The sequence below is a fragment of the Pseudomonas sp. V88_4 genome (genome assembly GCF_029967985.1).
Taxonomy (GTDB): Bacteria; Pseudomonadota; Gammaproteobacteria; order Pseudomonadales; family Pseudomonadaceae; genus Aquipseudomonas; species Aquipseudomonas glycinae.
Genome location: NZ_JASCAF010000043.1, coordinates 26,452 through 51,363, shown reverse-complemented (window position 1 = coordinate 51,363; position 24,912 = coordinate 26,452). Strand labels below are relative to the sequence as shown.

At 60.3% G+C, this 24,912-nt stretch carries 27 protein-coding genes; 19 read left to right on the top strand and 8 right to left on the bottom strand.

Translation table 11 applies throughout. The features are described 5' to 3' along the window. Positions 1 to 89: 89 nt before the first annotated feature. Positions 90 to 605 (bottom strand): L,D-transpeptidase family protein, encoded by a 516-nt coding sequence (locus QLG12_RS19600; RefSeq protein ID WP_007954614.1) that lies wholly within the window; start codon positions 603 to 605, stop codon positions 90 to 92. 102 nt (positions 606 to 707) lie between these two features. Further along, complete coding sequence (locus tag QLG12_RS19595; protein WP_197869785.1) at positions 708 to 1,259, bottom strand: NUDIX hydrolase; 552 nt, start codon at positions 1,257 to 1,259, stop codon at positions 708 to 710. 147 nt (positions 1,260 to 1,406) lie between these two features. On the opposite strand from QLG12_RS19595, the gene QLG12_RS19590 reads away from it, so the two are divergent. The 5 genes from QLG12_RS19590 (at position 1,407) to purT (ending at position 4,604) form a co-directional block, all read left to right on the top strand. Further along, positions 1,407 to 2,006 (top strand): CoA pyrophosphatase, encoded by a 600-nt coding sequence (locus tag QLG12_RS19590; protein WP_064382420.1) that lies wholly within the window; start codon positions 1,407 to 1,409, stop codon positions 2,004 to 2,006. A 47-nt stretch (positions 2,007 to 2,053) separates the two neighbouring features. Further along, on the top strand, positions 2,054 to 2,578 hold the full coding sequence (locus QLG12_RS19585) for a gamma carbonic anhydrase family protein (RefSeq protein ID WP_236193166.1): 525 nt from the start codon (positions 2,054 to 2,056) through the stop codon (positions 2,576 to 2,578). Beyond that, positions 2,575 to 2,790 carry a DUF1289 domain-containing protein gene (locus QLG12_RS19580; RefSeq protein WP_197869786.1) on the top strand — a complete coding sequence of 72 codons (216 nt, stop codon included), beginning with the start codon at positions 2,575 to 2,577 and terminating at the stop codon, positions 2,788 to 2,790. Before QLG12_RS19585 ends, QLG12_RS19580 begins: the two co-directional genes overlap by 4 nt. Before the next feature lie 64 nt (positions 2,791 to 2,854). Then, entirely contained in the window at positions 2,855 to 3,322 is a 468-nt protein-coding gene (locus QLG12_RS19575) for a preQ0 transporter (protein ID WP_011332607.1), read from the top strand. A 100-nt stretch (positions 3,323 to 3,422) separates the two neighbouring features. Further along, positions 3,423 to 4,604, top strand: a complete 1,182-nt coding sequence (gene purT, locus QLG12_RS19570; protein WP_064382418.1) for a formate-dependent phosphoribosylglycinamide formyltransferase — start codon at positions 3,423 to 3,425, stop codon at positions 4,602 to 4,604. 47 nt (positions 4,605 to 4,651) lie between these two features. On the opposite strand, the gene QLG12_RS19565 is transcribed toward purT, so the two are convergent. The 3 genes from QLG12_RS19565 to ccsA form a co-directional block, all read right to left on the bottom strand. Continuing rightward, positions 4,652 to 5,968 carry an MFS transporter gene (locus tag QLG12_RS19565; protein WP_282475102.1) on the bottom strand — a complete coding sequence of 439 codons (1,317 nt, stop codon included), beginning with the start codon at positions 5,966 to 5,968 and terminating at the stop codon, positions 4,652 to 4,654. Between the two features lie 235 nt (positions 5,969 to 6,203). Then, positions 6,204 to 7,445, bottom strand: coding sequence for a transporter associated domain-containing protein (locus QLG12_RS19560; protein ID WP_282475101.1), 1,242 nt, complete (start codon positions 7,443 to 7,445; stop codon positions 6,204 to 6,206). Between the two features lie 12 nt (positions 7,446 to 7,457). Further along, positions 7,458 to 8,270, bottom strand: coding sequence for a cytochrome c biogenesis protein CcsA (gene ccsA, locus QLG12_RS19555; protein WP_039769548.1), 813 nt, complete (start codon positions 8,268 to 8,270; stop codon positions 7,458 to 7,460). 209 nt (positions 8,271 to 8,479) lie between these two features. Between ccsA and ffh the strand changes: the two genes are divergently transcribed. The 6 genes from ffh (at position 8,480) to QLG12_RS19525 (ending at position 12,716) form a co-directional block, all read left to right on the top strand. Then, positions 8,480 to 9,856, top strand: a complete 1,377-nt coding sequence (gene ffh, locus QLG12_RS19550; protein ID WP_282475100.1) for a signal recognition particle protein — start codon at positions 8,480 to 8,482, stop codon at positions 9,854 to 9,856. 410 nt (positions 9,857 to 10,266) lie between these two features. Then, positions 10,267 to 10,518, top strand: coding sequence for a 30S ribosomal protein S16 (gene rpsP / locus QLG12_RS19545; protein ID WP_003185073.1), 252 nt, complete (start codon positions 10,267 to 10,269; stop codon positions 10,516 to 10,518). A 5-nt stretch (positions 10,519 to 10,523) separates the two neighbouring features. After that, complete coding sequence (gene rimM, locus QLG12_RS19540) at positions 10,524 to 11,060, top strand: ribosome maturation factor RimM (protein WP_011332613.1); 537 nt, start codon at positions 10,524 to 10,526, stop codon at positions 11,058 to 11,060. A 3-nt stretch (positions 11,061 to 11,063) separates the two neighbouring features. Next, positions 11,064 to 11,816: a tRNA (guanosine(37)-N1)-methyltransferase TrmD gene (trmD, locus tag QLG12_RS19535; RefSeq protein ID WP_003221981.1), complete on the top strand. Its 753-nt coding sequence runs from the start codon at positions 11,064 to 11,066 to the stop codon at positions 11,814 to 11,816. Between the two features lie 45 nt (positions 11,817 to 11,861). Continuing rightward, positions 11,862 to 12,212: a 50S ribosomal protein L19 gene (gene rplS, locus QLG12_RS19530; protein ID WP_003175895.1), complete on the top strand. Its 351-nt coding sequence runs from the start codon at positions 11,862 to 11,864 to the stop codon at positions 12,210 to 12,212. 90 nt (positions 12,213 to 12,302) lie between these two features. Then, positions 12,303 to 12,716 carry an acyl-CoA thioesterase gene (locus QLG12_RS19525; RefSeq protein WP_011332614.1) on the top strand — a complete coding sequence of 138 codons (414 nt, stop codon included), beginning with the start codon at positions 12,303 to 12,305 and terminating at the stop codon, positions 12,714 to 12,716. A 117-nt stretch (positions 12,717 to 12,833) separates the two neighbouring features. Here the strand turns inward: QLG12_RS19525 and QLG12_RS19520 are convergent, their stop codons facing one another. After that, positions 12,834 to 14,642 (bottom strand): sodium:proton antiporter, encoded by a 1,809-nt coding sequence (locus QLG12_RS19520; protein WP_282475099.1) that lies wholly within the window; start codon positions 14,640 to 14,642, stop codon positions 12,834 to 12,836. Between the two features lie 107 nt (positions 14,643 to 14,749). Here QLG12_RS19520 and xerD point away from each other — a divergent pair, with 107 nt between their 5' ends. The 7 genes from xerD to QLG12_RS19485 all read left to right on the top strand — a co-directional run bounded on the left by xerD (position 14,750) and on the right by QLG12_RS19485 (position 21,940). Then, a complete protein-coding gene (gene xerD / locus QLG12_RS19515; RefSeq protein ID WP_282475098.1) occupies positions 14,750 to 15,646 on the top strand; it encodes a site-specific tyrosine recombinase XerD in 897 nt (298 codons plus the stop codon). A 143-nt stretch (positions 15,647 to 15,789) separates the two neighbouring features. After that, positions 15,790 to 16,521 carry a bifunctional protein-disulfide isomerase/oxidoreductase DsbC gene (gene dsbC, locus QLG12_RS19510; RefSeq protein ID WP_197869792.1) on the top strand — a complete coding sequence of 244 codons (732 nt, stop codon included), beginning with the start codon at positions 15,790 to 15,792 and terminating at the stop codon, positions 16,519 to 16,521. 132 nt (positions 16,522 to 16,653) lie between these two features. Continuing rightward, positions 16,654 to 17,958 carry a homoserine dehydrogenase gene (locus tag QLG12_RS19505; RefSeq protein WP_011332618.1) on the top strand — a complete coding sequence of 435 codons (1,305 nt, stop codon included), beginning with the start codon at positions 16,654 to 16,656 and terminating at the stop codon, positions 17,956 to 17,958. Positions 17,959 to 18,067: 109 nt separating this feature from the next. Next, on the top strand, positions 18,068 to 19,477 hold the full coding sequence (gene thrC / locus QLG12_RS19500; protein WP_064382412.1) for a threonine synthase: 1,410 nt from the start codon (positions 18,068 to 18,070) through the stop codon (positions 19,475 to 19,477). A 119-nt stretch (positions 19,478 to 19,596) separates the two neighbouring features. Beyond that, positions 19,597 to 20,967, top strand: coding sequence for a transporter substrate-binding domain-containing protein (locus tag QLG12_RS19495; protein WP_108559745.1), 1,371 nt, complete (start codon positions 19,597 to 19,599; stop codon positions 20,965 to 20,967). 118 nt (positions 20,968 to 21,085) lie between these two features. Further along, positions 21,086 to 21,493, top strand: coding sequence for a DNA-binding protein (locus QLG12_RS19490; protein ID WP_236193161.1), 408 nt, complete (start codon positions 21,086 to 21,088; stop codon positions 21,491 to 21,493). Positions 21,494 to 21,658: 165 nt separating this feature from the next. Next, positions 21,659 to 21,940, top strand: coding sequence for a DUF3509 domain-containing protein (locus QLG12_RS19485; protein ID WP_197869794.1), 282 nt, complete (start codon positions 21,659 to 21,661; stop codon positions 21,938 to 21,940). A gap of 174 nt (positions 21,941 to 22,114) precedes the next feature. Here the strand turns inward: QLG12_RS19485 and QLG12_RS19480 are convergent, their stop codons facing one another. Together QLG12_RS19480 and QLG12_RS19475 are read right to left on the bottom strand one after the other, a co-directional pair. Next, on the bottom strand, positions 22,115 to 23,008 hold the full coding sequence (locus QLG12_RS19480; RefSeq protein ID WP_197869795.1) for a TIGR02285 family protein: 894 nt from the start codon (positions 23,006 to 23,008) through the stop codon (positions 22,115 to 22,117). A 13-nt stretch (positions 23,009 to 23,021) separates the two neighbouring features. Further along, positions 23,022 to 24,221 (bottom strand): CaiB/BaiF CoA-transferase family protein, encoded by a 1,200-nt coding sequence (locus QLG12_RS19475; protein ID WP_236193160.1) that lies wholly within the window; start codon positions 24,219 to 24,221, stop codon positions 23,022 to 23,024. A gap of 146 nt (positions 24,222 to 24,367) precedes the next feature. Between QLG12_RS19475 and QLG12_RS19470 the strand changes: the two genes are divergently transcribed. Continuing rightward, complete coding sequence (locus QLG12_RS19470; RefSeq protein WP_197869797.1) at positions 24,368 to 24,910, top strand: YaeQ family protein; 543 nt, start codon at positions 24,368 to 24,370, stop codon at positions 24,908 to 24,910. Positions 24,911 to 24,912: the final 2 nt, after the last annotated feature.

Below are 24,912 nucleotides of genomic sequence, written 5' to 3'. Positions count from 1 at the left end.
CGATCTTTTGAATTTATTTTTGCGGGCGACCAATGGTCAGGAGAAAGGGCCGCTTCGCGGCCCATTGCAACAACTGCCTGGCTACGGAATCAGGGGCGGATTTCGATCATCGTGCCATCCGGCACCAGATTCCAGACTTCGCGCATGTCGACGTTGCGCATGGCGATGCAGCCGTCGGTCCAGTCCAGCGTGTGGAACAGTTGTTCGGGGTTGTCCTCGGAGTCCGGCGTGCCGTGGATCATGATCATTCCGCCAGGCTCGACGCCTTCGCGGCGGGCGCGGGCGGAGTCGCTGATGTTCGGGTAGGAAATGTGCATCGACAGGTTGAATTTGTCGCTGGTCTTGCGCCAGTCGATCCAATAGAAACCTTCCGGTGTGCGTTTGTCGCCTTCAATCAGTTTCGGGCCTTTTTTCGCGCCTTTGCCCAGGGAAATGCGATAGCTCTTGAGGGGCTTGCCGTCGGCGATCAACTGCAGTTGATGGGCCGACTTGAGCACCAATACTTTTTCGATGAGCGGGGTGTTCGAAGGCGTCACGGTGGTCACGAATGACGCTTGGGAGACGGTGACGAACGACAGGCAGAACAGGGCAAGCAACCAACGCATTGAAACGATTCCCCAGAAATGAAGCAGATACTTTATTTATAGATAGTGTGCAGGCGCTGTCGCGGTCTGCGTCAGCCGGTTATCGGCCGGCCGCCGTCGAAATCAAGTGATGGCCGGTTGAGCGAGCGGCGGGATCGATTCGGAGCGAACCGGATAGACCTCGACGCGCCGGTCCGCAAAGAAACACTCCAGGGTACGGCCCACCGTGCGGAAAGCCAGTTCGTCCCAGGGAATGTCGGCTTCGTCGAACAGTTGCACTTCCAGGCTTTCGGGGCCGGCGGCGAAGTCCAGATCCGCCAGCTCGGCGCGGAAGAACACATGCACCTGACTGATGTGCGGCACGTCGATCAAGGTATAGATGCTCAGGTTGCGCACCCGGGCGCAGGCTTCCTCGGCGGTTTCGCGGATGGCCGCCTGCTCGATGGTCTCGCCGTTCTCCATGAACCCGGCGGGCAGCGTCCAGTAACCGAGGCGTGGCTCGATGGCGCGGCGACACAGCAGGACTTTGTTGCCCCAGGTCGGTACACAACCGGCCACGATATTGGGGTTCTGGTAGTGAATCGTCTGACAGCTGTCGCAGACGAATCGCAGCCGCGAGTCGCCTTCGGGAATGCGCTGGGTCACCGGGTTGCCGCAGTGGCTGCAAAATTTCATGCTGGGGTTCCTGAATGCTGCGCCTATCTTGGCGTGCAGCGGTGTCAGTCGGCAAGTTGTCGTTTCGCGACATGACGCCCGTTCGGGGCTTGGGCGGTCGCAATGATTGGTGCATGATGCAGGGTAAGGCACCGATCGAGAACACTTATGCTGGACGAGCTACTGCACCGGGTAAGCAATCACACGCCGCGCACGCTGGAGACCGACACGCGTTTCCCCGAGGCCGCTGTCCTGGTGCCGATTACTCGCAGTGACGAACCCGAACTCGTCCTCACCCTGCGCGCCAGCGGGCTCTCGACCCACGGCGGCGAAGTCGCCTTCCCCGGTGGACGACGGGATCCCGAGGACCCGGATCTGGTGTTTACCGCCCTGCGTGAAGCCGAAGAGGAAATCGGCCTGCCGCCGGGACTGGTCGAAGTGATCGGTCCGCTCAGTCCGCTGATTTCCCTGCATGGCATCAAGGTCACGCCGTATGTCGGGGTGATTCCGGATTTTGTCGAATACCAGGCCAATGATGCCGAGATTGCTGCGGTGTTCAGTGTGCCGCTGGAGTTCTTCCGCAAGGATCCGCGCGAGCACACCCACCGCATCGACTATCAGGGTCGCAGCTGGTACGTGCCGAGCTATCGTTACGGCGAATACAAGATCTGGGGGCTGACGGCGATCATGATCGTCGAGTTGATCAACCTGCTCTATGACGCCAAAATCAGCCTGCATCAGCCGCCTAAAAGCTTTATCAATACCTGAAGCCATCGCTCGAATGGCCAGCCATCGTGAGCCCTGAGGAAAACAAGATGAAATACCGCCTGGGCGACGCCCGTGTCGAAACCCATCCGCAGAGCTGGGTCGCCCCCAGCGCCGTGCTGGTGGGCAAGGTCCGACTGGAGGAGGGTGCCAACGTCTGGTTCAACGCCGTGTTGCGCGGCGACAATGAACTGATCCTGATCGGCAAGAACAGCAACGTGCAGGATGGCACGGTGATGCACACCGACATGGGCTATCCGCTGACCATCGGCACCGGCGTGACCATCGGCCACAACGCCATGCTCCACGGCTGCACGGTCGGCGACTACAGCCTGATCGGCATCAACGCGGTCATCCTCAATGGCGCAAAGATTGGCAAGAACTGCATCATCGGCGCCAATTCGCTGATCGGCGAAGGCAAGGAAATTCCTGACGGCTCGCTGGTGATGGGCTCGCCGGGCAAGGTCGTGCGCGAACTGACCGAGCCGCAGAAGAAGATGCTCGAAGCCAGTGCCGCGCACTATGTGCATAACTCCCAGCGCTATGCGCGCGATCTGGTCGAGCAGGAAGAATGAATACGGTTGAGCGGCCGGTGGCCTCGCCCTGCGTGAATATTTGCGCGCTGGATGACGATGACATTTGCACCGGTTGCCAGCGCACGGTCGAAGAAATCACCCGCTGGAGCCGCATGACCAATGATGAGCGTCGGGTTGTGCTTGGGCTGTGTCATGAACGGGCGAAGGCCAGTGGGCTGGTCTGGATGATCGGCAAAACGCCAGGGCAATAACCGATTTGATTGGCGTCATCGAAGGGCTGAAGTAACCTGTGCGCCAAATTGACAGGTCACGCCCATGATTTTTCTCATCGCCTACATCAGCAGTGTCGTGCTGATCAACTTCGCCTTCTCCACCGCGCCGCACCTGGACATCATCTGGTCGGCCTGGGGCGGGCTGGTGTTCGTGTTGCGCGACATGGTGCAGATCCGTTTCGGCCACGGTGCGATCGTGGCGATGCTGGCGGCGCTGGTGCTGTCTTATGTCACGTCCGATCCGTCGATTGCGCTGGCCAGTGCCACGGCATTCGCGGTCTCCGAGTGCATCGACTGGCTGGTGTTCACCATCACCAGGCGCCCGCTGCGCGACCGGTTGTGGATCAGTTCGGCGCTGAGCATTCCCCTCGATACCTTCATCTTCTTCGGCATGATCGACCTGCTGACGCCGCCAGTGCTTATCACCGCGCTGGCCTCGAAGTTCGCCGGCGTGACTGCGGTCTGGCTGATCATGGCCTGGCGCGAACGCAAACAGGCTGTCGCCGGCTGAAGCCAAACCCTCAGGTTCATGTAAAATGCCGCGCTTTCTCCCCATGGAAAGCGCGTCTGGCGTTGCTTTCCTCGATGATCCGCTTCTTTGAGGACCTGAGATGACCCGTATCGGAACTCCATTGTCGCCGACCGCGACCCGCGTATTGCTGTGTGGCTGTGGTGAGTTGGGCAAGGAAGTGGTGATCGAGCTGCAACGCCTGGGCGTTGAAGTGATCGCCGTTGACCGTTACGCCAACGCGCCGGCCATGCAGGTTGCTCATCGCAGCCACGTGATCAACATGCTTGATGGTGCCGCCCTTCGTGCAGTGATCGAAGCCGAGAAGCCGCACTTCATCGTGCCGGAAATCGAAGCCATCGCCACTGCCACGCTGGTCGAACTGGAAGCCGAAGGCTTCACCGTGATCCCGACCGCTCGCGCCGCGCAACTGACCATGAACCGCGAAGGCATCCGTCGTCTGGCTGCCGAAGAGCTGGACCTGCCGACTTCGCCGTACCACTTCGCCGATACCTTCGAGGACTACAGCAAAGCCGTTGAAGACCTGGGTTTCCCGTGCGTCGTCAAACCGGTGATGAGTTCGTCGGGCAAGGGCCAGAGCCTGCTGCGCAGCGTCGATGACGTGCAGAAAGCCTGGGATTACGCCCAAGAGGGCGGTCGCGCCGGCAAAGGTCGCGTGATCATCGAAGGCTTCATCGATTTCGACTACGAAATCACTCTGCTGACCGTGCGTCACGTCGGCGGCACCACGTTCTGTGCGCCGGTCGGCCATCGTCAGGAGAAGGGCGACTATCAGGAATCCTGGCAGCCACAGGCCATGAGCCCGGTGGCGCTGGCCGAGTCCGAGCGCGTTGCCAAAGCCGTGACCGAAGCATTGGGCGGGCGTGGTCTGTTCGGCGTCGAGCTGTTCATCAAAGGCGATCAGGTGTGGTTCAGTGAAGTGTCGCCACGTCCACACGACACCGGTCTGGTAACCCTGATTTCCCAGGACCTGTCGCAGTTCGCCCTGCATGCCCGAGCCATCCTCGGCCTGCCGGTGCCACTGATCCGTCAGTTCGGCCCATCGGCTTCGGCGGTGATTCTGGTTGAAGGCCAGTCGACCCAGACTGCATTCGCCAACCTCGGCGCTGCACTGAGCGAACCGGATACCGCGCTGCGTCTGTTCGGCAAGCCTGAAGTCAACGGCCAGCGCCGCATGGGTGTGGCACTGGCCCGTGACGAGTCGATCGAGGCCGCTCGTGCCAAGGCGACGCGTGCTTCTCAGGCTGTCGTTGTAGAGCTGTAATCTCGCAACCTGATCGCTCCCGTATCGGGCGGGAGCGATCAGGGTACTTACGACACCTGATTCAAATCGTTATTGCGTGTTTCCTTCAGGCACAGCACAGCGATCAGGCTGAGCACCGCGGCCGCAGACACATACCCGCCGACGTAACTCAAACCACCCATCGCCACCAGTTTCTGCGCGAAAAACGGCGCCGCCGAGGCCCCGACAATCCCGCCGAGGTTGTAGGCTGCCGATGCGCCGGTATACCGCACGTGTGTGGGAAACAGCTCCGGCAGCAGCGCGCCCATTGGGGCGAATGTCACGCCCATCAAAAACAGCTCAATGCACAGGAACAACGCCACGCCCCAGGTCGATCCCTGAGTCAGCAACGGCTCCATCAGAAACCCGGAGAGAATCGCCAGCACACCGCCGACGATCAGCACCGGCTTGCGCCCGTAACGATCGCTGGCCCACGCCGACAAAGGCGTGGCGGCCGCCATGAACAGCACCGCGAAGCACAGCAGCCCGAGGAACGTCTCACGGCTGTAGCCCAATGTGGATACGCCGTAGCTCAGGGAAAAAACCGTCGAGATGTAGAACAGTGCGTAGCACACCACCATGGCAGCGGCGCCCAACAACATCGGTGCCCAGTATTGGCTGAACAGCTCGACCAGCGGCACTTTCACACGCTCCTGACGGGCGATGGCGTTGGCGAACACCGGGGTCTCGTGCAGCTTGAGGCGCACGTACAGCCCGACCATCACCAGCACGGCGCTGAGCAGGAACGGAATCCGCCAGCCCCAACTGCGGAATTGATCGTCACTCAGGCTCATGGCCAGCGTCAGGAACAGGCCGTTGGCGGCCAGAAAGCCAATCGACGGGCCGAGTTGCGGGAACATGCCGAACCACGCCCGTTTGCCTTTCGGCGCGTTTTCGGTCGCCAGCAGCGCCGCGCCGCCCCATTCACCACCCAATCCCAGACCCTGGCCGAAGCGCAGCACGCAAAGCAGGATCGGCGCCCACGCCCCGATGCTGTCGTAGCCCGGCAGCACGCCGATCAGCGTGGTACAGACACCCATCAGCAGCAGCGAAGCGACCAAAGTCGATTTGCGCCCGATTCGGTCGCCGAAGTGGCCGAACAGCGCCGAACCCAAAGGTCGGGCGAGGAAGGCGATACCGAAGGTAAGGAAGGCGGAGAGCATCTGCGCCGTGCCGGAGGTCTGTGGGAAGAACACCGGCCCGATCACCAGCGCAGCGGCGGTGGCGTAGACGTAGAAATCGTAGAACTCGATGGCCGTGCCGATGAAGCTTGCCGTGGCCACGCGGGTGGCGGAGTTGGTCGGTTGGGCAGGCGTGGTGTCGCTGTAAGCGGTACTGGTCGTCATGCGGTGATCCCTGACAGTCATGAGCTCCGTTGGAGCGAATTATTATGGTCGAACACCCAGGGATGTGGGATGAGGCGCGATCGCTGCTTCAGGTAGGAACAGTCGTCGGTGTGATGCGGATATTGCCGATGAACCGGCCGGAACTTGTCGGGTGCGGGGTAAGCACACGGTTCGGCGGGGCTTGGGTAAGCACCGCGATTATAGGAAGGTGGCTAACGATTGAACAAGGGGCTGTCTAGCGGGTCGTGGCCAGCGTCGGGGCCGAAGTGGTGTGCCAGATCAGGACCTTGCTGACCCGGTTCTCTTCGGTTTCGAGAATCTCCAGCCGGTAGCGGCCGATCTTCAGGCAGACCGCGCTTTCCGGGATGGTTTCCAGCGCTTCGGTCACCAGGCCATTGAGGGTTCGGGGGCCGTCGCTGGGCAGGTGCCAGCCCAGGCATTTGTTCAGTTCGCGGATTGACGCCGCGCCATCGATCACCATGCGGCCATCGGCCTGCGGGTGGATGTGCGGATTGTCGAGGCTGTGCTCGCTTTCGAATTCGCCGACGATTTCTTCGAGAATGTCTTCCAGGGTGACGATGCCGAGCACTTCGCCGTATTCGTCCACCACCATGCCCAGACGCCGTTGCTGCTTGTGGAAGTTCAGCAGTTGCAGTTGCAGCGGGGTGCTTTCAGGGACGAAATACGGCTCGTAACTGGCCGCCAGCAAGGCTTCGCGGGTCAGGCTGCCGTTGTCGAGCAGGTGACGAATCTGCCGGGTATTGAGCACCGCTTCGACCTGATTGATATCGCTGTGGAAGACCGGCAGGCGAGTGCGTTGGTTCTTGCGTAATTGTTCGGTGATTTCTTCGATCGGATCGTCGAGGTTGATGCCGTCGACATCGCTGCGCGGCACCAGAATGTCGTTGACCGTGATGTTGTCCAGCGCATGGATGCCTGAAACCGGGTGCGGGCGCACCGGATGATCCGGGTCGTCATGACGCTCCGCCGGCACATCGTCTTCGCTCTGTTGCACCACCTGGGCCTTGCGGATGAACGGTCGCATCAGCAAGTCACTGGTGCGGCTGAGTAGCCAGGCAAGCGGGTAAACGACCTTCAGCGGGACCGCCAGCAGCGTATTACCGAACGACAACACTGCATCCGGATAACGCTGGGCGAGGGCGCGGGGGAAATAGTCGGCGAAAACCAGCAGCAGGGCGCCGGCGCCGAGGCAGGCGGCCCAGGGGCCATTTTCTTCACAGAGAAAGATTGCCAGCAGGGTGGCCAGAATAACGGCGAGGGCGCGGCACAGGGTGTTGCAGAGGATCAGGCTGTCGAGCGGGAAGCTGAGCTTCGCCAGCGGCTTGTCGCTGGCGCGGGTTGCGGTGCGTTGCGCGAGCAGGTGCTGTTGCGCCGCTTCGACGGCGGTAAACAGCCCTGACCAGAGAATCAGCAGGACAAATACCGCGAGCATAGGCCCTATGGGCAAACCGTCCATTTATGCCGCCCGTCAGATGTGCAGGATGTATTCACGAACCAGTTTGCTGCCGAAATACGCGAGCATCAGCAGGCAGAAACCGGCGAGGGTCCAGCGGATTGCCTTGTGGCCGCGCCAGCCGAGGCGGTTACGGCCCCACAGCAGGACGCTGAACACGATCCAGGCCAGGCAGGCCAGCAGGGTTTTATGCACCAGGTGCTGGGCAAACAGGTTCTCGACGAACAGCCAGCCGGAAATCAGCGACAGCGACAGCAGCGTCCAGCCGGCCCAAAGGAAGCCGAACAGCAGGCTTTCCATGGTTTGCAGTGGCGGGAAGTTCTTGATCAGCCCGGACGGGTGCTTGTGCTTGAGCTGATGATCCTGCACCAGCAGCAACAAGGCCTGGAACACCGCGATGGTGAACATGCCGTAGGCGAGGATCGACAACAGGATGTGCGCGAGGATGCCCGGTTCTTCATCGATGATCTGCACCGTGCCGGCCGGCGCGAATTGCGCCAGCAGTACGGTGATCGCACCCAGCGGGAACAGCAGCACCAGCAAGTTTTCCACCGGGATCCGCGAGCAGGCCAGCAGGGTCAGGGCGATGACGGCCGCAGCAATCAGGCTCGAGGCGCTGAAGAAATCCAGGCCCAGACCGATCGGCGTCAATAAATGAGTGAGCAGGCTGGCGCTGTGGGCCAGCACGGCGAGGACGCCGAGCGAGACCAGCAGGCGCTTGTTGGCCTTGGCGCCGGTGGCCAGGCGGGTGCCCTGATAGAGAGTCGCAGCGGCGTAAAGAAGGGCGGCGGCGAGGGTGGTCAGCAAACTCGGTGACAAGGGGAGCATAAATCCTGTTAGGCAAGCCCGAAAGGCGCTGAGTTTGGCATAGAACCGCCGTTGCACGAAAGACCGGCAAGCTGACAGCGAGGTGTCCGCCAGTCGCAGTCTTCGCTATAATCCGCGACCTGCCCACGCCGCAGGCTCGCCGAGCACATGTTGATTCCGGTCTGGGCCGCCATTATCCCGGTCTACACAGGGCCTGAAAGGATCGCGCAATGTTTGAAAACTTAACCGACCGTCTCTCGCAGACGCTGCGCCATGTCACCGGCAAGGCGAAACTCACCGAGGACAACATCAAAGACACCCTGCGCGAAGTGCGCATGGCGTTGCTCGAAGCCGACGTGGCCCTGCCTGTGGTCAAGGACTTCGTCAATTCGGTCAAGGAGCGTGCTGTCGGCACCGAGGTGTCGCGTAGCCTGACGCCGGGCCAGGCGTTCGTGAAGATCGTCCAGGCCGAGCTCGAAAGCCTGATGGGCGCGGCCAACGAAGACTTGAACCTGAGCGCCGTGCCGCCTGCCGTCATTCTGATGGCCGGTCTGCAGGGCGCGGGTAAAACCACCACCGCCGGCAAACTGGCGCGCTTCCTTAAAGAGCGCAAGAAGAAGTCGGTCATGGTCGTGTCGGCGGACATCTACCGCCCTGCTGCTATTAAACAGCTGGAGACCCTGGCCAACGACATCGGCGTGACGTTCTTCCCGTCCGACCTGAGCCAGAAGCCGGTCGACATCGCCAACGCGGCTATTAAAGAAGCAAAACTGAAATTCATCGACGTGGTCATCGTCGACACCGCCGGTCGTCTGCACATCGACGAAGATATGATGGGCGAGATCAAGGCGCTGCACGCCGCGATCAACCCGGTCGAAACCCTGTTCGTGGTCGATGCCATGACCGGTCAGGACGCGGCCAACACGGCCAAGGCCTTCGGTGATGCGCTGCCGCTGACCGGTGTGATCCTGACCAAGGTCGACGGTGATGCCCGTGGCGGTGCCGCGCTCTCCGTTCGTGCGATTACCGGCAAGCCGATCAAGTTCATCGGTATGGGCGAGAAGAGCGAAGCGCTCGATCCGTTCCATCCTGAGCGGATCGCTTCGCGTATCCTCGGCATGGGCGACGTGCTCAGCCTGATCGAACAGGCTGAAGCGACTCTCGATAAGGAAAAGGCCGACAAACTGGCCAAGAAGCTGAAGAAGGGCAAGGGCTTCGACCTCGAAGACTTCCGCGATCAGCTGCAACAGATGAAGAACATGGGCGGCCTCGGCGGGCTCATGGACAAACTGCCGAGCATCGGCGGCGTCAATCTCTCGCAAATGGGCAACGCTCAGAACGCTGCAGAGAAGCAGTTCAAACAGATGGAAGCCATCATCAACTCCATGACCCCGGCCGAGCGCCGCGATCCTGAGCTGATCAGCGGTTCGCGCAAGCGCCGGATCGCCATGGGTTCCGGCACCCAGGTGCAGGACATCGGTCGCTTGATCAAGCAGCACAAGCAGATGCAGAAGATGATGAAGAAATTCTCCGCCAAGGGCGGAATGGCGAAAATGATGCGCGGCATGGGCGGAATGTTGCCCGGCGGCGGCATGCCAAAGATGTAAGGTGTCCCGTCTCACCCATTCTGCTCACTTATGGCGGCGTCTGATGCCCTCATGCTGCGTTGCCGCTCCTCGCCATAGCGGGCTATGACTCGTCGCGGCGCCTTGCTTGAGGGCATCAGCCATTCGCCATAAGTGAGCGAAATGGATGAGACGGGACACTGGAATCTCGCCGGTCGTCGCACCGGCGCAGACCCCGCAAGGAAGCGGGATCCACAGCAAACCCGCACTCGGCGGGAGCTGACCGGCCGTGTTAAACGACGGCCCCATATGCAAATCTGCACGGCATGCCACAGGCGCCGGAAAAAGTCATTTGCAAAAGTCCGGATATTCCTTAGAATATGCGGCCTTTCGGGCACCCATGCCCGCTGTGCATTTAGATTTGCAGCACCGACTACAGGAACGATGTTCACATGCTAACAATCCGTCTTGCCCTTGGCGGCTCCAAAAAGCGCCCGTTTTACCACCTGACCGTAACCGACTCCCGCAACCCGCGTGACGGTTCCCACAAAGAACAGGTTGGTTTCTTCAACCCTGTTGCCCGTGGTCAGGAAATCCGTCTGTCCGTGAACCAAGAGCGCGTTGCCTACTGGCTGAGCGTTGGTGCACAGCCTTCTGAGCGTGTTGCTCAGTTGCTGAAGGAATCTGCCAAGGCTGCAGCCTGAGCAGTATGAGCGCGACGCCAGAAAAAGCTGATGACCTGATCGTTGTCGGCAAGATTTTTTCGGTTCACGGCGTTCGCGGCGAGGTGAAGGTCTTTTCCTTTACCGATCCGATTGAAAACCTGTTGGGCTATCGCAACTGGACGCTTCGGCGCGAAGGCGTGGTGAAACAGGTCGAGCTGGTCAGCGGCCGATCCACTCAAAAGGATCTGGTTGTAAAGCTCAAAGGCCTCGACGATCGCGATGAAGCCCGTCTTCTGAGCGGTTACGAGATTTGCATCCCGCGAAGCCTTTTGCCCGACCTGACCGCCGACGAGTACTACTGGTACCAGTTGGAAGGTCTGAGCGTCATCAACCAGGACGAACAATTGTTCGGCAAGGTTGATCACCTGTTGGAGACCGGCGCGAACGATGTATTGGTGGTCAAGCCCTGCGTTGGCAGCCTGGATGATCGCGAGCGGTTGTTGCCCTATACGGAGCAATGCGTGCTGGCAATCGACCTGGAAGCAGGCGTGATGAGGGTGGAATGGGACGCGGACTTCTAAGCAATGGCCAGCCTGCGCGTAGACGTCATTACGCTGTTCCCCGAGATGTTCTCGGCCATCAGTGAGTACGGCATTACCAGTCGTGCGGTCAAACAGGGGCTCTTGCAGCTGACCTGTTGGAATCCGCGGGATTACACGACGGATCGACATCACACTGTGGACGATCGCCCGTTTGGCGGTGGTCCGGGCATGGTGATGAAGATCAAGCCCCTGGAAGATGCTCTGGTTCAGGCCAAGGCAGCAGCCGGGGAGGCGGCGAAGGTGATTTACCTGTCCCCCCAAGGCCGTCAACTGACTCAGTCGGCGGTACGCGAACTGGCGAAATCGGATGCATTGATCCTGATTGCCGGTCGCTATGAAGGCATTGACGAGCGCTTTATTGAGGCTCATGTCGATGAAGAGTGGTCGATTGGTGACTATGTGTTGTCTGGCGGCGAGCTGCCGGCCATGGTCATGATCGATGCGGTTACACGACTGCTGCCCGGAGCTTTAGGGCATGCGGATTCCGCTGAGGAAGATTCCTTTACGGATGGTCTGCTGGATTGCCCGCACTACACCCGACCTGAGGTGTATGCGGATCAGCGTGTTCCCGACGTGTTGCTGAGTGGCAATCACGCGCATATCCGGCGTTGGCGTTTACAGCAGTCCCTTGGTCGGACCTATGAACGACGCGCCGATCTTCTGGAAAGCCGCTCGCTTTCTGGAGAAGAGAAGAAGCTGCTCGAGGAATACATCCGCGAGCGGGACGATAGTTAACAACGTATCGATGGTAGATCAGACGATTTACCTTAGGAGCACAGCATGACCAACAAAATCATCCTTGCACTCGAAGCAGAGCAGATGACCAAAGAAATCCCTACCTTTGCCCCAGGCGACACCATCGTCGTTCAGGTGAAAGTGAAGGAAGGCGATCGTTCCCGTCTGCAAGCGTTCGAAGGCGTTGTAATCGCCAAGCGTAACCGCGGCGTGAACAGTGCGTTCACCGTTCGTAAAATCTCCAACGGTGTTGGCGTAGAACGTACTTTCCAGACCTACTCCCCGCAGATCGACAGCATGGCTGTCAAACGTCGCGGTGACGTACGTAAAGCCAAGCTGTACTACCTGCGCGACCTGTCGGGTAAAGCAGCTCGCATCAAGGAAAAACTGGCTTAAGTCCAGCTTCCGATGCAGAAAAAAGCAGCCTACGGGCTGCTTTTTTGTTGCCCGCAATTTATCCACAGTATTCCGTTTCAGGCCTGACCCATGACCCCTCGCGAGCAAGAAATCGAACGCCGCACCGAACTCTCGGTGACCCGCGTGACCAAGGCGGTTTTCCCGCCGACCACCAACCACCACAACACCTTGTTCGGCGGCACTGCGCTGGCCTGGATGGACGAAGTGTCGTTCATCACCGCCACACGGTTTTGCCGTTTGCCGCTGGTGACCGTGTCCACCGATCGCATCGACTTCAATCACGCGATCCCGGCAGGTTCCATCGTCGAACTGGTCGGGCGAGTGATCAAGGTCGGCAACACCAGCCTCAAGGTCGAGGTGGAAGTGTTCGTTGAAAGCATGAGCTGCGATGGGCGTGAGAAAGCCATTCACGGGCAGTTCAGCTTTGTAGCGATTGATGATGACAAGCGCCCGGTGCCGGTGCTGCCGGGGTTTGCGGCCTGATCCAGCACTGAGTCGCGGCATTCGCGAGCAAGCCCGCTCCCACAGATTTTGTGTTGTCCGCTGCTGTTGTGTTCGACACGGACACTGTGGAAGCGGGCTTGCCCGCGATTTGATCTGTCAGGCGCTGACGCTCTCAGGCTGAATCAGCGCCAGCAACGTCCATCCCGAGCCCGGTTTCAGCGTGGTCTCCGGCGTCACCACGTGCACCCAACCACTGTCATCGCGCATGAACAGCAGCGTCGCGCGGTTGCCATGCAGCGCCCGGTAATCGTCCCAGCCAAACCCCTCCGTCAGAGTCGTGCTGTACAGCTCGGCGCCCTGGCCCAGTTGGCTGGCCAGTCTGGCGTAAGTCAGCGCCTCGCTCCCCAGTTGATTGCCGCGATGTTCGAGGCTGGCGCGGTGCTTGTCGCTGCGCCGGCTTTCCTGACCACTGGCCAGGCCGAACAGGCGTTGATGGCCGAAGTCATGACGAAAGCGCATGGCGGCCAGCGTGTTGAGTTCGCCGGACGGTGACAGCGCCAGCAGATGCCCCAGTCCGACCAGGTCCAGATGCGCATCGGCGTGCTGCGACGCCGGGTTGCCGAAGTAGGTCGGCAAGCCATCCATGCGCGCCGCGCGGATGTTTTCCCAGCTTGAATCCGTCAGCAGCACCCGGCTGCCCAGCTGTTGCAGCGACTTGCCGAGCAGGCGCGCAGGCCCGTTCGCACCGACGATCAGGAAGCCGCTCGGCGCTGGTTCCGCAACCTTCAACAGACGCGCCAGAGGCCGGGCAGTCGCACTTTGCAGCACGACGGTGCCGATGATCACCGCGAAAGTCAGCGTCACCAGCAACAGCGCGCCTTCATGGCCCGCTTCATCCAGGCGAATCGCAAAGATCGCCGAGACCGCCGCCGCGACAATCCCGCGCGGGGCAATCCAGCACAACAGTGCACGCTCACGCCAACTCAGGCTCGAACCGGCGGTACTCAATACCACGTTCAGCGGTCGGGCGATCAACTGGATTACCAGCAATAGAATCAGCACCAGCGGTCCGAGGCCGATCAACGCGTTCAGATCCAGTCGCGCCGCCAGCAAAATGAACAACCCGGAAATCAGCAGCACGCTGAGGTTTTCCTTGAAGTGCAGGATGTGCCGCACATCCACGTTTTTCATGTTCGCCAGCCACATGCCCATCAGCGTCACCGCCAGCAGACCGGATTCGTGCATGACCTGGTTGGCGGCAATGAATATCCCCAGCACTGCGGCGAGCGATGCCAGGTTGTGTAGATACTCCGGCAACCATTGGCGCCGAATGATCGTACCGAGCAGCCAGCCGCCGGCAACGCCGAACGCACTGCCGCAGGCAATCACCCCGCCGAACGTCAGCAGGCTCTGTTCCAGGCCATTTCCTTCGGCCCGAGCAATGATGAAGCTGTAGACCACCACCGCCAGCAGCGCGCCGATCGGGTCGATCACAATCCCTTCCCAGCGCAGGATATTGGCGATCGAAGCTTTCGGCCGCACCACGCGCAGCATTGGCACGATCACGGTCGGGCCAGTAACCAGGGTCAGGCTGCCGAACAGGATGGCGAGCAGCCAGTCGAAGCCCAGCAGCCAGTGGGTCGCGACCGCAATCACTATCCAGGTCGAGAGCGCTCCGATGGTGACCAGCCGATGCACGACGCTGCCGATCTCGCGCCATTCCGACAAATGCAGGGTCAGGCTGCCTTCAAACAGAATCAGCGCCACTGCCAGCGACACCAATGGCATCAGCAGCGGGCCGAACATTTCCTGCGGGTCGAGCCAGCCCAGCACGGGGCCCGCCAGAATCCCGGTCAGCAGCAGGAACAGAATCGCCGGCAGCTTCAGGCGCCAGGCAAGCCATTGGCAGCCCAGCGCGGCGGCACCGATACCACCGAAAGCCAACAGAATTTGCTGCTCGTTCATTGAAGCTCCCTGTTCCTTGAAATAGCGGGCTATGAAAGACTAGCGGCCATTTCAACCGTTCACTCTTTATTTGCGCGCAGTGACAAGCCTGCGTGTCTTGAGCGCCCATGCCTGCCATCGACCACCCACTGATCGACCAGTTTCTCGACGCCCTCTGGCTGGAAAAAGGTCTCTCCGACAACACTCGCGACGCCTATCGCAGTGATCTCGCGCTGTTCAACGGCTGGTTGCAAGAGAAAGGTCTCGAACTGATCAATGCCGGTCGTGAACTGATCCTTGACCACCTGGCCTGGCGTCTGGAACAGAACTACAAACCCCGTTCCACCGCGCGATTTCTCTCCGGTGTACGTGGCTTTTATCGCTATCTGCTGCGGGAAAAACTGATTTCGGTCGATCCGACCTTACGCGTGGATATGCCGCAGCTCGGTCGGCCATTGCCCAAATCCCTGTCGGAAGCCGACGTCGAAGCGCTGCTGAAGGCGCCAGACCTGAGCGAAGCCATCGGCCAGCGTGACCGCGCCATGCTCGAAGTCTTGTATGCCTGCGGTCTTCGTGTCACCGAGCTGATCAGCCTGACGCTGGAACAGGTCAATCTGCGTCAGGGGGTGTTGCGGGTGATGGGCAAGGGCAGCAAGGAGCGGCTGGTGCCGATGGGCGAGGAGGCGATTGTCTGGGTCGAGCGCTACCTGCGCGACGGTCGCGGCGAGCTGCTGGGCGGGCGCCCGAGCGATGTGTTGTTTCCCAGTCAGCGCGGCGAGCAGATGACTCGGCAGACCTTCTGGCACCGCATCAAGCACCAGGCCAAGGTCGCTGGCATCAGTAAATCGCTGTCGCCGCACACCTTGCGTCACGCGTTTGCCACCCACTTGCTCAACCATGGCGCCGACTTGCGGGTGGTGCAGATGCTGTTGGGCCACAGCGACCTGTCGACCACGCAGATCTACACCCACGTCGCCCGCGCACGGTTGCAGGATCTGCATGCCAAACATCACCCCCGTGGCTGAGCCCGTTTTGTCTTGCGACAGGCGCATTCGGCCACGCCAGCCTTATGTGGTAGGCTTTGCCGGTTTGCACGATGGGCGGTTATGACCCGGTGTTCCGGCACGGGCGTTCTGATCGTTCCATTTGTCCGCCTTCAGGAGTTCTCATGCGTCTGACCCAGATTTTCGCCGCCGCAGCCATTGCGTTGGTCAGCACCTTTGCCGCCGCCGATGACGCGGCCGACAAAGCCATTCGTCAAAGCCTGGAAAAACTCGAACTCGAGGTTCCGGTAGAAAGCATCAGCGCCAGCCCGTTGCCGGGCATGTATGAAGTCAAGCTCAAGGGCAGCCGTGTGCTGTACGCCAGCGCCGACGGCCAATACATCGTTCAGGGTTACCTGTTCCAGCTCAAGGACGGAAAACCGGTCAACCTGACCGAGAAGACCGAACGCCTGGGCATTTCCAAACTGATCAATGCGATCCCGGTGGCCGAGACTGTGGTTTACCCGGCCGTGGGCGAAACCAAGTCGCACATCACCGTTTTCACCGACACCACCTGCCCGTACTGCCACAAGCTGCACGCCGAAGTGCCGGAGCTGAACAAACGCGGCATCGAAGTGCGTTACGTGGCGTTCCCGCGTCAGGGCCTCGGCTCGCCGGGTGACGAGCAGCTGCAAGCCGTGTGGTGCTCGAAAGACAAGAAAGCGGCCATGGACAAAATGGTCGATGGCAAGGAAATCAAGGCCGCCAAGTGCGAGAACCCGGTTTCCAAACAGTTCGCCCTCGGTCAGTCGATCGGCGTGAACGGCACACCGGCCATCGTTTTGGCTGACGGACAAGTCATTCCGGGCTACCAGCCTGCGCCACAAGTCGCCAAACTGGCGCTGGGCGCGAAGTAATTCGCATCGTCACGCTCAGGTGTTGACGAGCGTGGTCCGGCGGCAGGATTGCCGGGCCATCAACAGAGAGCCGCGAACCTGCGGTTGTTTTCACGGCCGGCCTCGCGTCGGCCGTTTTATGGGGAGTTCACAGTGAAACCGGTCAAAGTAGGCATCTGTGGGTTAGGGACCGTCGGTGGCGGAACCTTCAACGTACTTCAGCGCAACGCCGAGGAAATTGCTCGTCGTGCCGGGCGTGGAATCGAAGTGGCACAAATTGCCATGCGCACGCCAAAGCCTCAGTTCCAGACGACCGGTATTGCGATTACCAACGATGTCTTCGAAGTGGCCACGAACCCTGAGATCGACATCGTCATAGAGCTGATGGGCGGCTATACCGTTGCCCGCGAGCTGGTACTCAAGGCCATCGAGAATGGCAAGCATGTGGTCACCGCGAACAAGGCTCTGATTGCCGTTCACGGTAATGAAATTTTCGCCAAGGCGCGCGAGAAAGGCGTGATCGTGGCGTTCGAAGCGGCGGTAGCCGGTGGCATTCCAGTGATCAAGGCGATCCGTGAAGGCCTGTCCGCCAACCGTATCAACTGGGTCGCCGGGATCATCAACGGCACCGGTAACTTCATCCTCACCGAAATGCGCGAGAAGGGTCGCACCTTCGAAGACGTGCTGGCCGAGGCGCAAGCGCTGGGCTACGCCGAAGCCGATCCGACCTTCGACGTCGAAGGCATCGACGCGGCGCACAAGCTGACGATCCTGGCCTCGATCGCATTCGGTGTTCCGCTGCAGTTCGACAAGGCTTACACCGAAGGCATCACCAAGCTGACCACCGCCGACGTGAATTACGCCGAAGCGCTGGGCTACCGCATCAAGCACCTGGGCGTGGCACGCAGCACCGCCGCCGGTATCGAGCTGCGCGTACACCCGACGCTGATCCCGGCCGATCGCCTGATCGCCAACGTCAACGGTGTGATGAACGCGGTGATGGTCAACGGTGACGCGGCCGGTTCGACCCTGTTCTACGGCGCCGGCGCCGGCATGGAGCCGACCGCTTCGTCGGTGATCGCCGATCTGGTGGACGTGGTTCGCGCCATGACCTCCGACCCGGAAAACCGCGTGCCGCACCTGGCCTTCCAGCCGGACTCGCTGTCGGCCCATCCGATCCTGCCGATCGAAGCCTGCGAAAGCGCCTACTACCTGCGCATTCAGGCCAAGGACCATCCGGGCGTATTGGCTCAGGTGGCAAGCATCCTCTCGGAGCGCGGCATCAACATCGAGTCGATCATGCAGAAGGAAGTCGAGGAACACGACGGCCTGGTGCCGATGATCCTGCTGACCCACCGCGTGCTGGAGCAGCACATCAACGACGCGATCGCCGCCCTCGAAGCGCTGGCGGGCGTGGTCGGTCCGGTTGTGCGGATCCGTGTCGAGCACTTGAACTAAACAGAAACAGCTGCAAGCTTCGAGCTGCAAGCGACAAGAGAAAAGCAGTCCGGCTTTTACTTGAGGCTTGTCACTCGTAGCTTGGAGCTCAAACCGAAGGTTTGCCCCTATGCGTTACATCAGTACCCGCGGCCAGGCACCGGCCCTGAATTTCGAAGACGTCCTGCTGGCCGGTCTCGCCACCGACGGCGGTCTGTACGTCCCGGAAAACCTGCCACGCTTCACCCAGGAAGAAATCGCTTCCTGGGCCGGCCTGCCGTATCACGAGCTGGCTTTCCGCGTGATGCGCCCGTTCGTCACCGGCAGCATTCCGGACGCCGATTTCAAAAAGATTCTTGAAGAAACCTACGGGGTGTTCGCCCACAACGCCGTTGCGCCGCTGCGTCAGCTGAACGGCAACGAATGGGTGCTGGAGCTGTTCCACGGCCCGACCCTGGCGTTCAAGGACTTCGCCCTGCAACTGCTCGGTCGCCTGCTCGACTACGTGCTGGAAAAGCGCGGCGAGCGCGTGGTGATCGTCGGCGCCACTTCCGGTGACACCGGTTCGGCCGCCATCGAAGGCTGCAAGCATTGCGAAAACGTCGACATCTTTATCCTGCACCCGCACAACCGTGTGTCCGAAGTGCAGCGTCGGCAGATGACCACCATCCTCGGTGAGAACATCCACAACATCGCCATCGAAGGCAACTTCGATGACTGCCAGGAAATGGTCAAGGCCAGCTTCGCCGACCAGAGCTTCCTCAAGGGCACCCGCCTGGTTGCAGTGAATTCGATCAACTGGGCGCGGATCATGGCCCAGATCGTCTACTACTTCCACGCGGCCCTGCAATTGGGTGGCCCGGCGCGTTCGGTGTCGTTCTCGGTGCCGACCGGTAACTTCGGCGACATCTTCGCCGGTTACCTGGCACGCAACATGGGCCTGCCGATCAACCAGTTGATCGTCGCCACCAACCGCAATGACATCCTGCACCGCTTCATGAGCGGCAACCAGTACGTCAAGGAAACCCTGCACGCCACGCTGTCGCCGTCGATGGACATCATGGTCTCGTCGAACTTCGAACGCCTGCTGTTCGACCTGCACGGTCGCAACGGCGCGGCGATCGCCGGCCTGATGGATTCGTTCAAGCAGGGCGGCGGTTTCAGCGTCGAACAGGAACGCTGGACCGAGGCGCGCAAGCTGTTCGATTCGCTGGCCGTGGACGATGCGCAAACCTGCGAAACCATCGCCGAAGTCTACGAACAGACCGGTGAAGTACTGGATCCGCACACCGCGATTGGCGTGAAAGCCGCTCGCGAATGCCGTCGCAGCCTGGACATTCCGATGGTGATTCTGGGCACGGCGCATCCGGTCAAGTTCCCGGACGCGGTGGAGAAAGCTGGTGTAGGAAAAGCTCTCGAACTGCCTGCACATCTTTCTGATTTGTTTGAGAGAGAAGAGCGCTGCACTGTGCTGCCGAATGAGCTCAAAGCCGTGCAGGCCTTTGTCAGTCAGCATGGCAACCGCGGCAAGCCTCTTTAAGCGCGCAAAGCTGTCACATTTTGAAGCCCGTCTCCTGACGGGCTTTCTTGTTTTTGCATGCCACACTGCGCGCGTTTCGCCCACGAAGGACGGGCGAGTCGATGACGAAGGATGTGGCAATGCGGTTTTTTTCAGGATTGAAACCAGGGCTGTGCTGGTTGTTTTTATTGGGGGGCTTCGGGCTGTCGCAGTGGAGCGAATCAGCCCATCTGGCGAAGCATGCCGATGCGGTGGAGGCTGTTAAGCCCATCGAGCTGGATGAGCGTGAGCGTCAGTGGATTCGAGATAACCCCCGGGTGACTGTGGCGTCGGTGCAATACCCGCTGTATCTGTTTCAGGATGAACATGGCCAATGGAGCGGTTTGAACAACGATGTGCTCAAACACATCAGCGCCATGACCGGACTGCAGTTCGTCCATCAGGAGTCGTTCTCCACCGATCACATGCTCGAACGGCTTCAAAGTGGTGTCGCGGACATCAGCACGACACTGGCGATGAACGAAGAGCGCCGGGCATTTCTGGACTTCAGTCATGCGTTCGGGGGGGCGGGGTGGGTGTTTGTCGGGCATGCGGGCGAACCTGCTATTCAGTCGCTTGAAACCCTGGCCAAGCGTGTTCTGGTGCTGCCGGCCAGGCATGCGCTGGAGGAAGGTATTCGGCGCGACTACCCGTCGATTGAAATCCGCTCCGTCAAGACCTATGCCGAAGCGCGCGCGCTGGTCGAGAGTGGAGAGGCCTACGCCACCATTGAAAACGAGATAGGTGCTCAGCTGTTTCCCTCCGGCCTGCTCAAGGTCGGTGGTCTGGTGGAGGGCAAGTGGGAGGCTGATCATCTGGCCGTGCGCAAGGGAATGCCAGAGCTTCTGAGCATCCTCAACAAGGCTTTGGGCGCTTTCTCGGTGGCAGAGCTGCGGTCCATGCGTCTGAAATGGCTGGCAGGCGTTTCCCCTGTGCCCGCCCCCTCGATCGGCGCACGAATGATCGAGTGGGGCTGCTGGGCAATGGGCGTTCTGGGCCTGTTTGGCCTGCTGTCGATAGTGTGGAACCGTCGACTGGCGGCCCAAGTGAAGCAGCGACGTGAGGCGGAAAAGGACCTGGGCGATCAACTGGCCTTTCAGCACGCATTGATCGATGCGATGCCCGACCCGGTGTTCGTTCGTGACCTGCAGGGCCGATTGCTCATGTGCAACCGAAGTTATGAGGATGCGCTTTCGGTCCGGCAGGAGCAGGTGCTGGGACGCATGCTGTTCGAGTTTGATGCACTGCCACAGGCTACCGCATTGATGCTGCATGACGAGTTCATGTTGCAAATGCATACGCGCAAGACGCGCTTCTGCAAGCGGCATTTATTGTTCAAGGGGGGGCTGCGACAGATCTACCAATGGACGGTGCCCTTTTACAGTGCTGACGGAAAGCTGCGCGGTCTGCTGGGCGGTTGGACGGATATCACCCAGCGGCGGAAGGAAAACGGTTGTCGATGTCCGCATTGAAGTTGGGAAAAGTCCTATAAAACCTGATTACTTTTCCGATGGGAGGCTTAGGACGACTGCCCTAGAGTGACAGGCCACTGCGGCGAGAATCCGCCCTTGTCGCTTCAGAGGTCGTCCCATGCGCTCGCTCAAAATACTGCTGCTTGAACCCGATCCGTTCCAGTTGATGGCGTTGCACCAGATGCTCAACGCCATCGGCATCTACGATGTATTGACCGCCCCTACGCTGGATTCGGCAAAGCGTTCACTTGAACGACGCGGCGCGGTCGATATCGCCATATGCAATCCCCAGCTCAAAAGCGGTGACGGACTGGCCCTGATCACCCATCTGGTCGTTCGACAAAGGGCACGAGCATTGATTTTGCTGGGGACGGTAGCCCCCAGCCTGCTGGCCGATCTGGAGAGCCTCGTGGAGGACGACGGGGTGAGGCTTCTGGGCAAGCTGCCTACGCCGGTTTCGGCGGTGCTGATGCGCAAGTTGCTGGACACCTACCTGTCGCCACCCCGACATCCGCTCAGTGCATGAGGCGGACGGTTGTTTTTCTGTCATCTTCAGCCTGCATGCTTCGTCAGGCCGGGTGACGCTCCGGGAGAGGCCGGTGACCGGCAGAACTTTCCTCTCGGGCCGGTGGTCATTTACAGTGAACACGCCCCAGACACTGTGTTTTCGGACTATTGAGTGGAGATCGAGATGGAAAGTATCAGTCTATTGCTCGGTGAGGCTCTGAGCCCGTATCAGGTGACGTTGACCCCTCGGGGGCGCCACGGCGAATGCCTGGTGACCTTGAAGAATGGCAGCGGCGCGATCGTGGTGGAGCGAGAATTCAATCAGGCGCAACTGAGCGACAAGCGCCAGCTGATGGATGTTGTTGACGGCCTGCACCGTGACATCCTGATTGCCGAAGGCCGGCTGGAACCCTGTGTGATCGCCGCGTTGCGAAACGCAGCCCTCGACAAGCACCCGGCCCTCTGAAACTGATTATTCATTTGTGGGAACCTTCCTGCATCCAGATCAGTCAGACCCCGTAACAGCAGGAGCAAGCATTGTGCTCCGGTGTTTGTCGCTTGCTGCTACGGGTCTTTGATACAGACCACGTTTAACCCCGAGTCGTCTCCCCACTTCTCGGGGTTTCTTTTTGCCCGGATTTCACTGCGCGGCTTGTTGCTGAAAGAAAATCCGAGCCTGTTCCAGATAGTCCTGACGCCTCTCGGGGTCAAGCCAGTCGGCGTAGAGCCGGTCAAGATGCTCGTGGGGCAGGGTGCGCAACAGTTGATTGATCTCGGTAATCGCCTGTCGACCCGCCGTAGTGTCGGTACAGCCGACATGGCCTGACAGGTACTTGTCTGTGCCGCGAATTGCAAAGAACAGCAATTCTTCCTCGGCTATCTCGGCCTGTCGCGCCTGATAACGGATTTCCGGCCAGTAACCCAAAACCACCTGCAAACGCCCCAGGCGCTGCATCGACAACAGGCTGGCGAGTGCGTCGTTACCGTAATGGGGTGTCAACGCGCCGTTCGGCGCCTGGCGCAGCAGTGCATCGATGTACTCGCCATAGCTGCGCTCGGCTACCACGCCGACTTTTCGCTCGCCGTTGGCCAGAAATGCCGACAGGTCGACTTCATCGTCGACCAGAAACGGCTCCAGCACTTCGCGATCTTTCCGACGCACCACAAGCCCATTGCTGACAGCGCGAAACGCGGGGATGGAGAAGGCGATCCATTGCGCCCGTTCCTTGTTCCAGATCAGCGACGGATCGCAGGCGAAGGGATGTTCATGCAGCATTTGAGTGCCACGGGCGCGATTGACCCGCATCAAGGTGTGTTCGTATTGCGGCATGCCGGCAATCAGCATCGGCATCAATTGATCGATAACGCCCTGGCCCTTTTTCGGACCCTCGAAGATCGTCAGCGGCGGCAGGTCGCGCAGCAGCCAGATCAGCGTTGGCTTGGCCTGCGCCCACGCCGGCAGCACCAGCAGGAATAGCAGGCCGAACAACCGCCAGGTCCACCAATGGTGGGCGCGGTTCGAGGCCGAGGGCATCAGGTGATTCAGCTCAGATGGCTCCGTCTTCGCGCAGCCGGGCGATCTGCTTCTCGTCGTAGCCAAGATCGTGGAGTACCTGCGCATTGTGTTCACCGAGCTGCGGTCCGACCCATTCGGACGAGCCGGGTGTCTCAGAGAGTTTCGGCACGATGCCTGGCATCTTGAAGGGTTTGCCATCCGGCAGTTTGGCCTGCAGGAACATTTCCCGGGCCAGGTACTGCGGATCGTTGAACATGTCTTCGGCGCTGAAGATCCGGCTGGCGGGCACTTCGGCCTGATTCAGCAGATCCAGTACGGTTTGCAGCGGCAGTGAGTTGACCCAGCGATCGATCACCCCGTACAGCTCGTCACGGCGGCTGTCGCGCCCGTCATTGCTGGCCAGCGCCGGGTCGTTTGCCAGATCTTCACGGCCGATGATCAGCATGAAGCGCTTGAAGATCGCATCGCCGTTGGCGCCGATCTGAACGTGTTTGCCGTCGGCGCTGGTGTGGATCGAGGAGGGTGTGATGCCCGGCATGATGTTGCCGGTGCGCTCGCGAATGAAGCCGAACACATCGAACTCCGGGACCATGCTTTCCATCATGGCGAAGATCGCTTCGTACAGCGCCACATCGACCACTTGGCCGAGGCCGCCGTTGACCTCGCGATGACGCAAGGCCATCAACGCGCCGATCACGCCCCACAAAGCCGCAATCGAATCGCCGATGGAAATCCCGGTGCGCACCGGTGGCCGGTCTTCGAAACCGGTGATGTAGCGCAGGCCGCCCATGGATTCGCCGACCGCGCCGAAACCTGGCTGGTCCTTCATCGGCCCGGTCTGGCCGAAACCGGACAGGCGCACCATCACCAGTTTAGGGTTCAGCGCATGCAGGGTTTCCCAGCTCAGGCCGAGTTTTTCCAGCACGCCGGGGCGGAAGTTCTCGATCAGAATGTCGGCTTCACCGAGCAGTTTTTTCAGAATCGCCAGGCCCTCAGGGTGTTTCAGGTTCAGCGTCAGGGACTTTTTGTTGCGGGCCTGGACGAACCACCACAGCGATGTGCCTTCGTACAATTTGCGCCATTTGCGCAATGGATCACCGCCATCCGGCGACTCGATCTTGATCACTTCGGCGCCGAACTCGCCGCAGATGCGCGAAGCAAACGGCCCGGCAATCAAAGTACCCAATTCAATGACTTTCAGACCGCTGAGCGGTTTGTTGGCGAACGGCATGCGAAATCCTGTAGGACAAGGCTGAGCAGATACAGCGTTTTAACATAGCCGGCTGTCAGTCGCGCAAGGTTGATCGCCATCAATTCGTGGATTGCCTACAGCATCGGTTAGACTTGCCGACTTTCCTCGTATCAAGAAGCCCGTTCATGGCCCAGCCGTCCACTACCTACAAATTCGAACTGAACCTCACCGATCTCGACCGCAGCGTCTACGAGAACGTGAAGCAGACTATCGCCCGCCATCCTTCGGAAACCGAAGAACGCATGACCGTGCGGCTGTTGGCCTACGTGCTCTGGTACAACGAGCAACTGTCGTTCGGTCGTGGTCTTTCGGACGTGGATGAACCTGCGCTGTGGGAAAAGAGCCTGGACGATCGTGTCCTGCACTGGATCGAAGTCGGACAGCCAGACGCTGATCGTCTGACCTGGTGCTCCCGTCGCACCGAGCGCACCAGCCTGCTGGCCTACGGCAGCCTGCGCGTCTGGGAAGGCAAGGTGATTCCGGCAATCAAGAACCTGAAGAACGTCAACATTGCCGCCGTCCCGCAGGAAGTGCTGGAAACCCTGGCCAAGGACATGCCCCGCGTCATCAAGTGGGACGTGATGATCAGCGAAGGCACGATCTTCGTTACCGATGACCGTGGTCAGCACGAAGTCCAGCTCAGCTGGCTGCAAGGTGAGCGCGGTTAAGT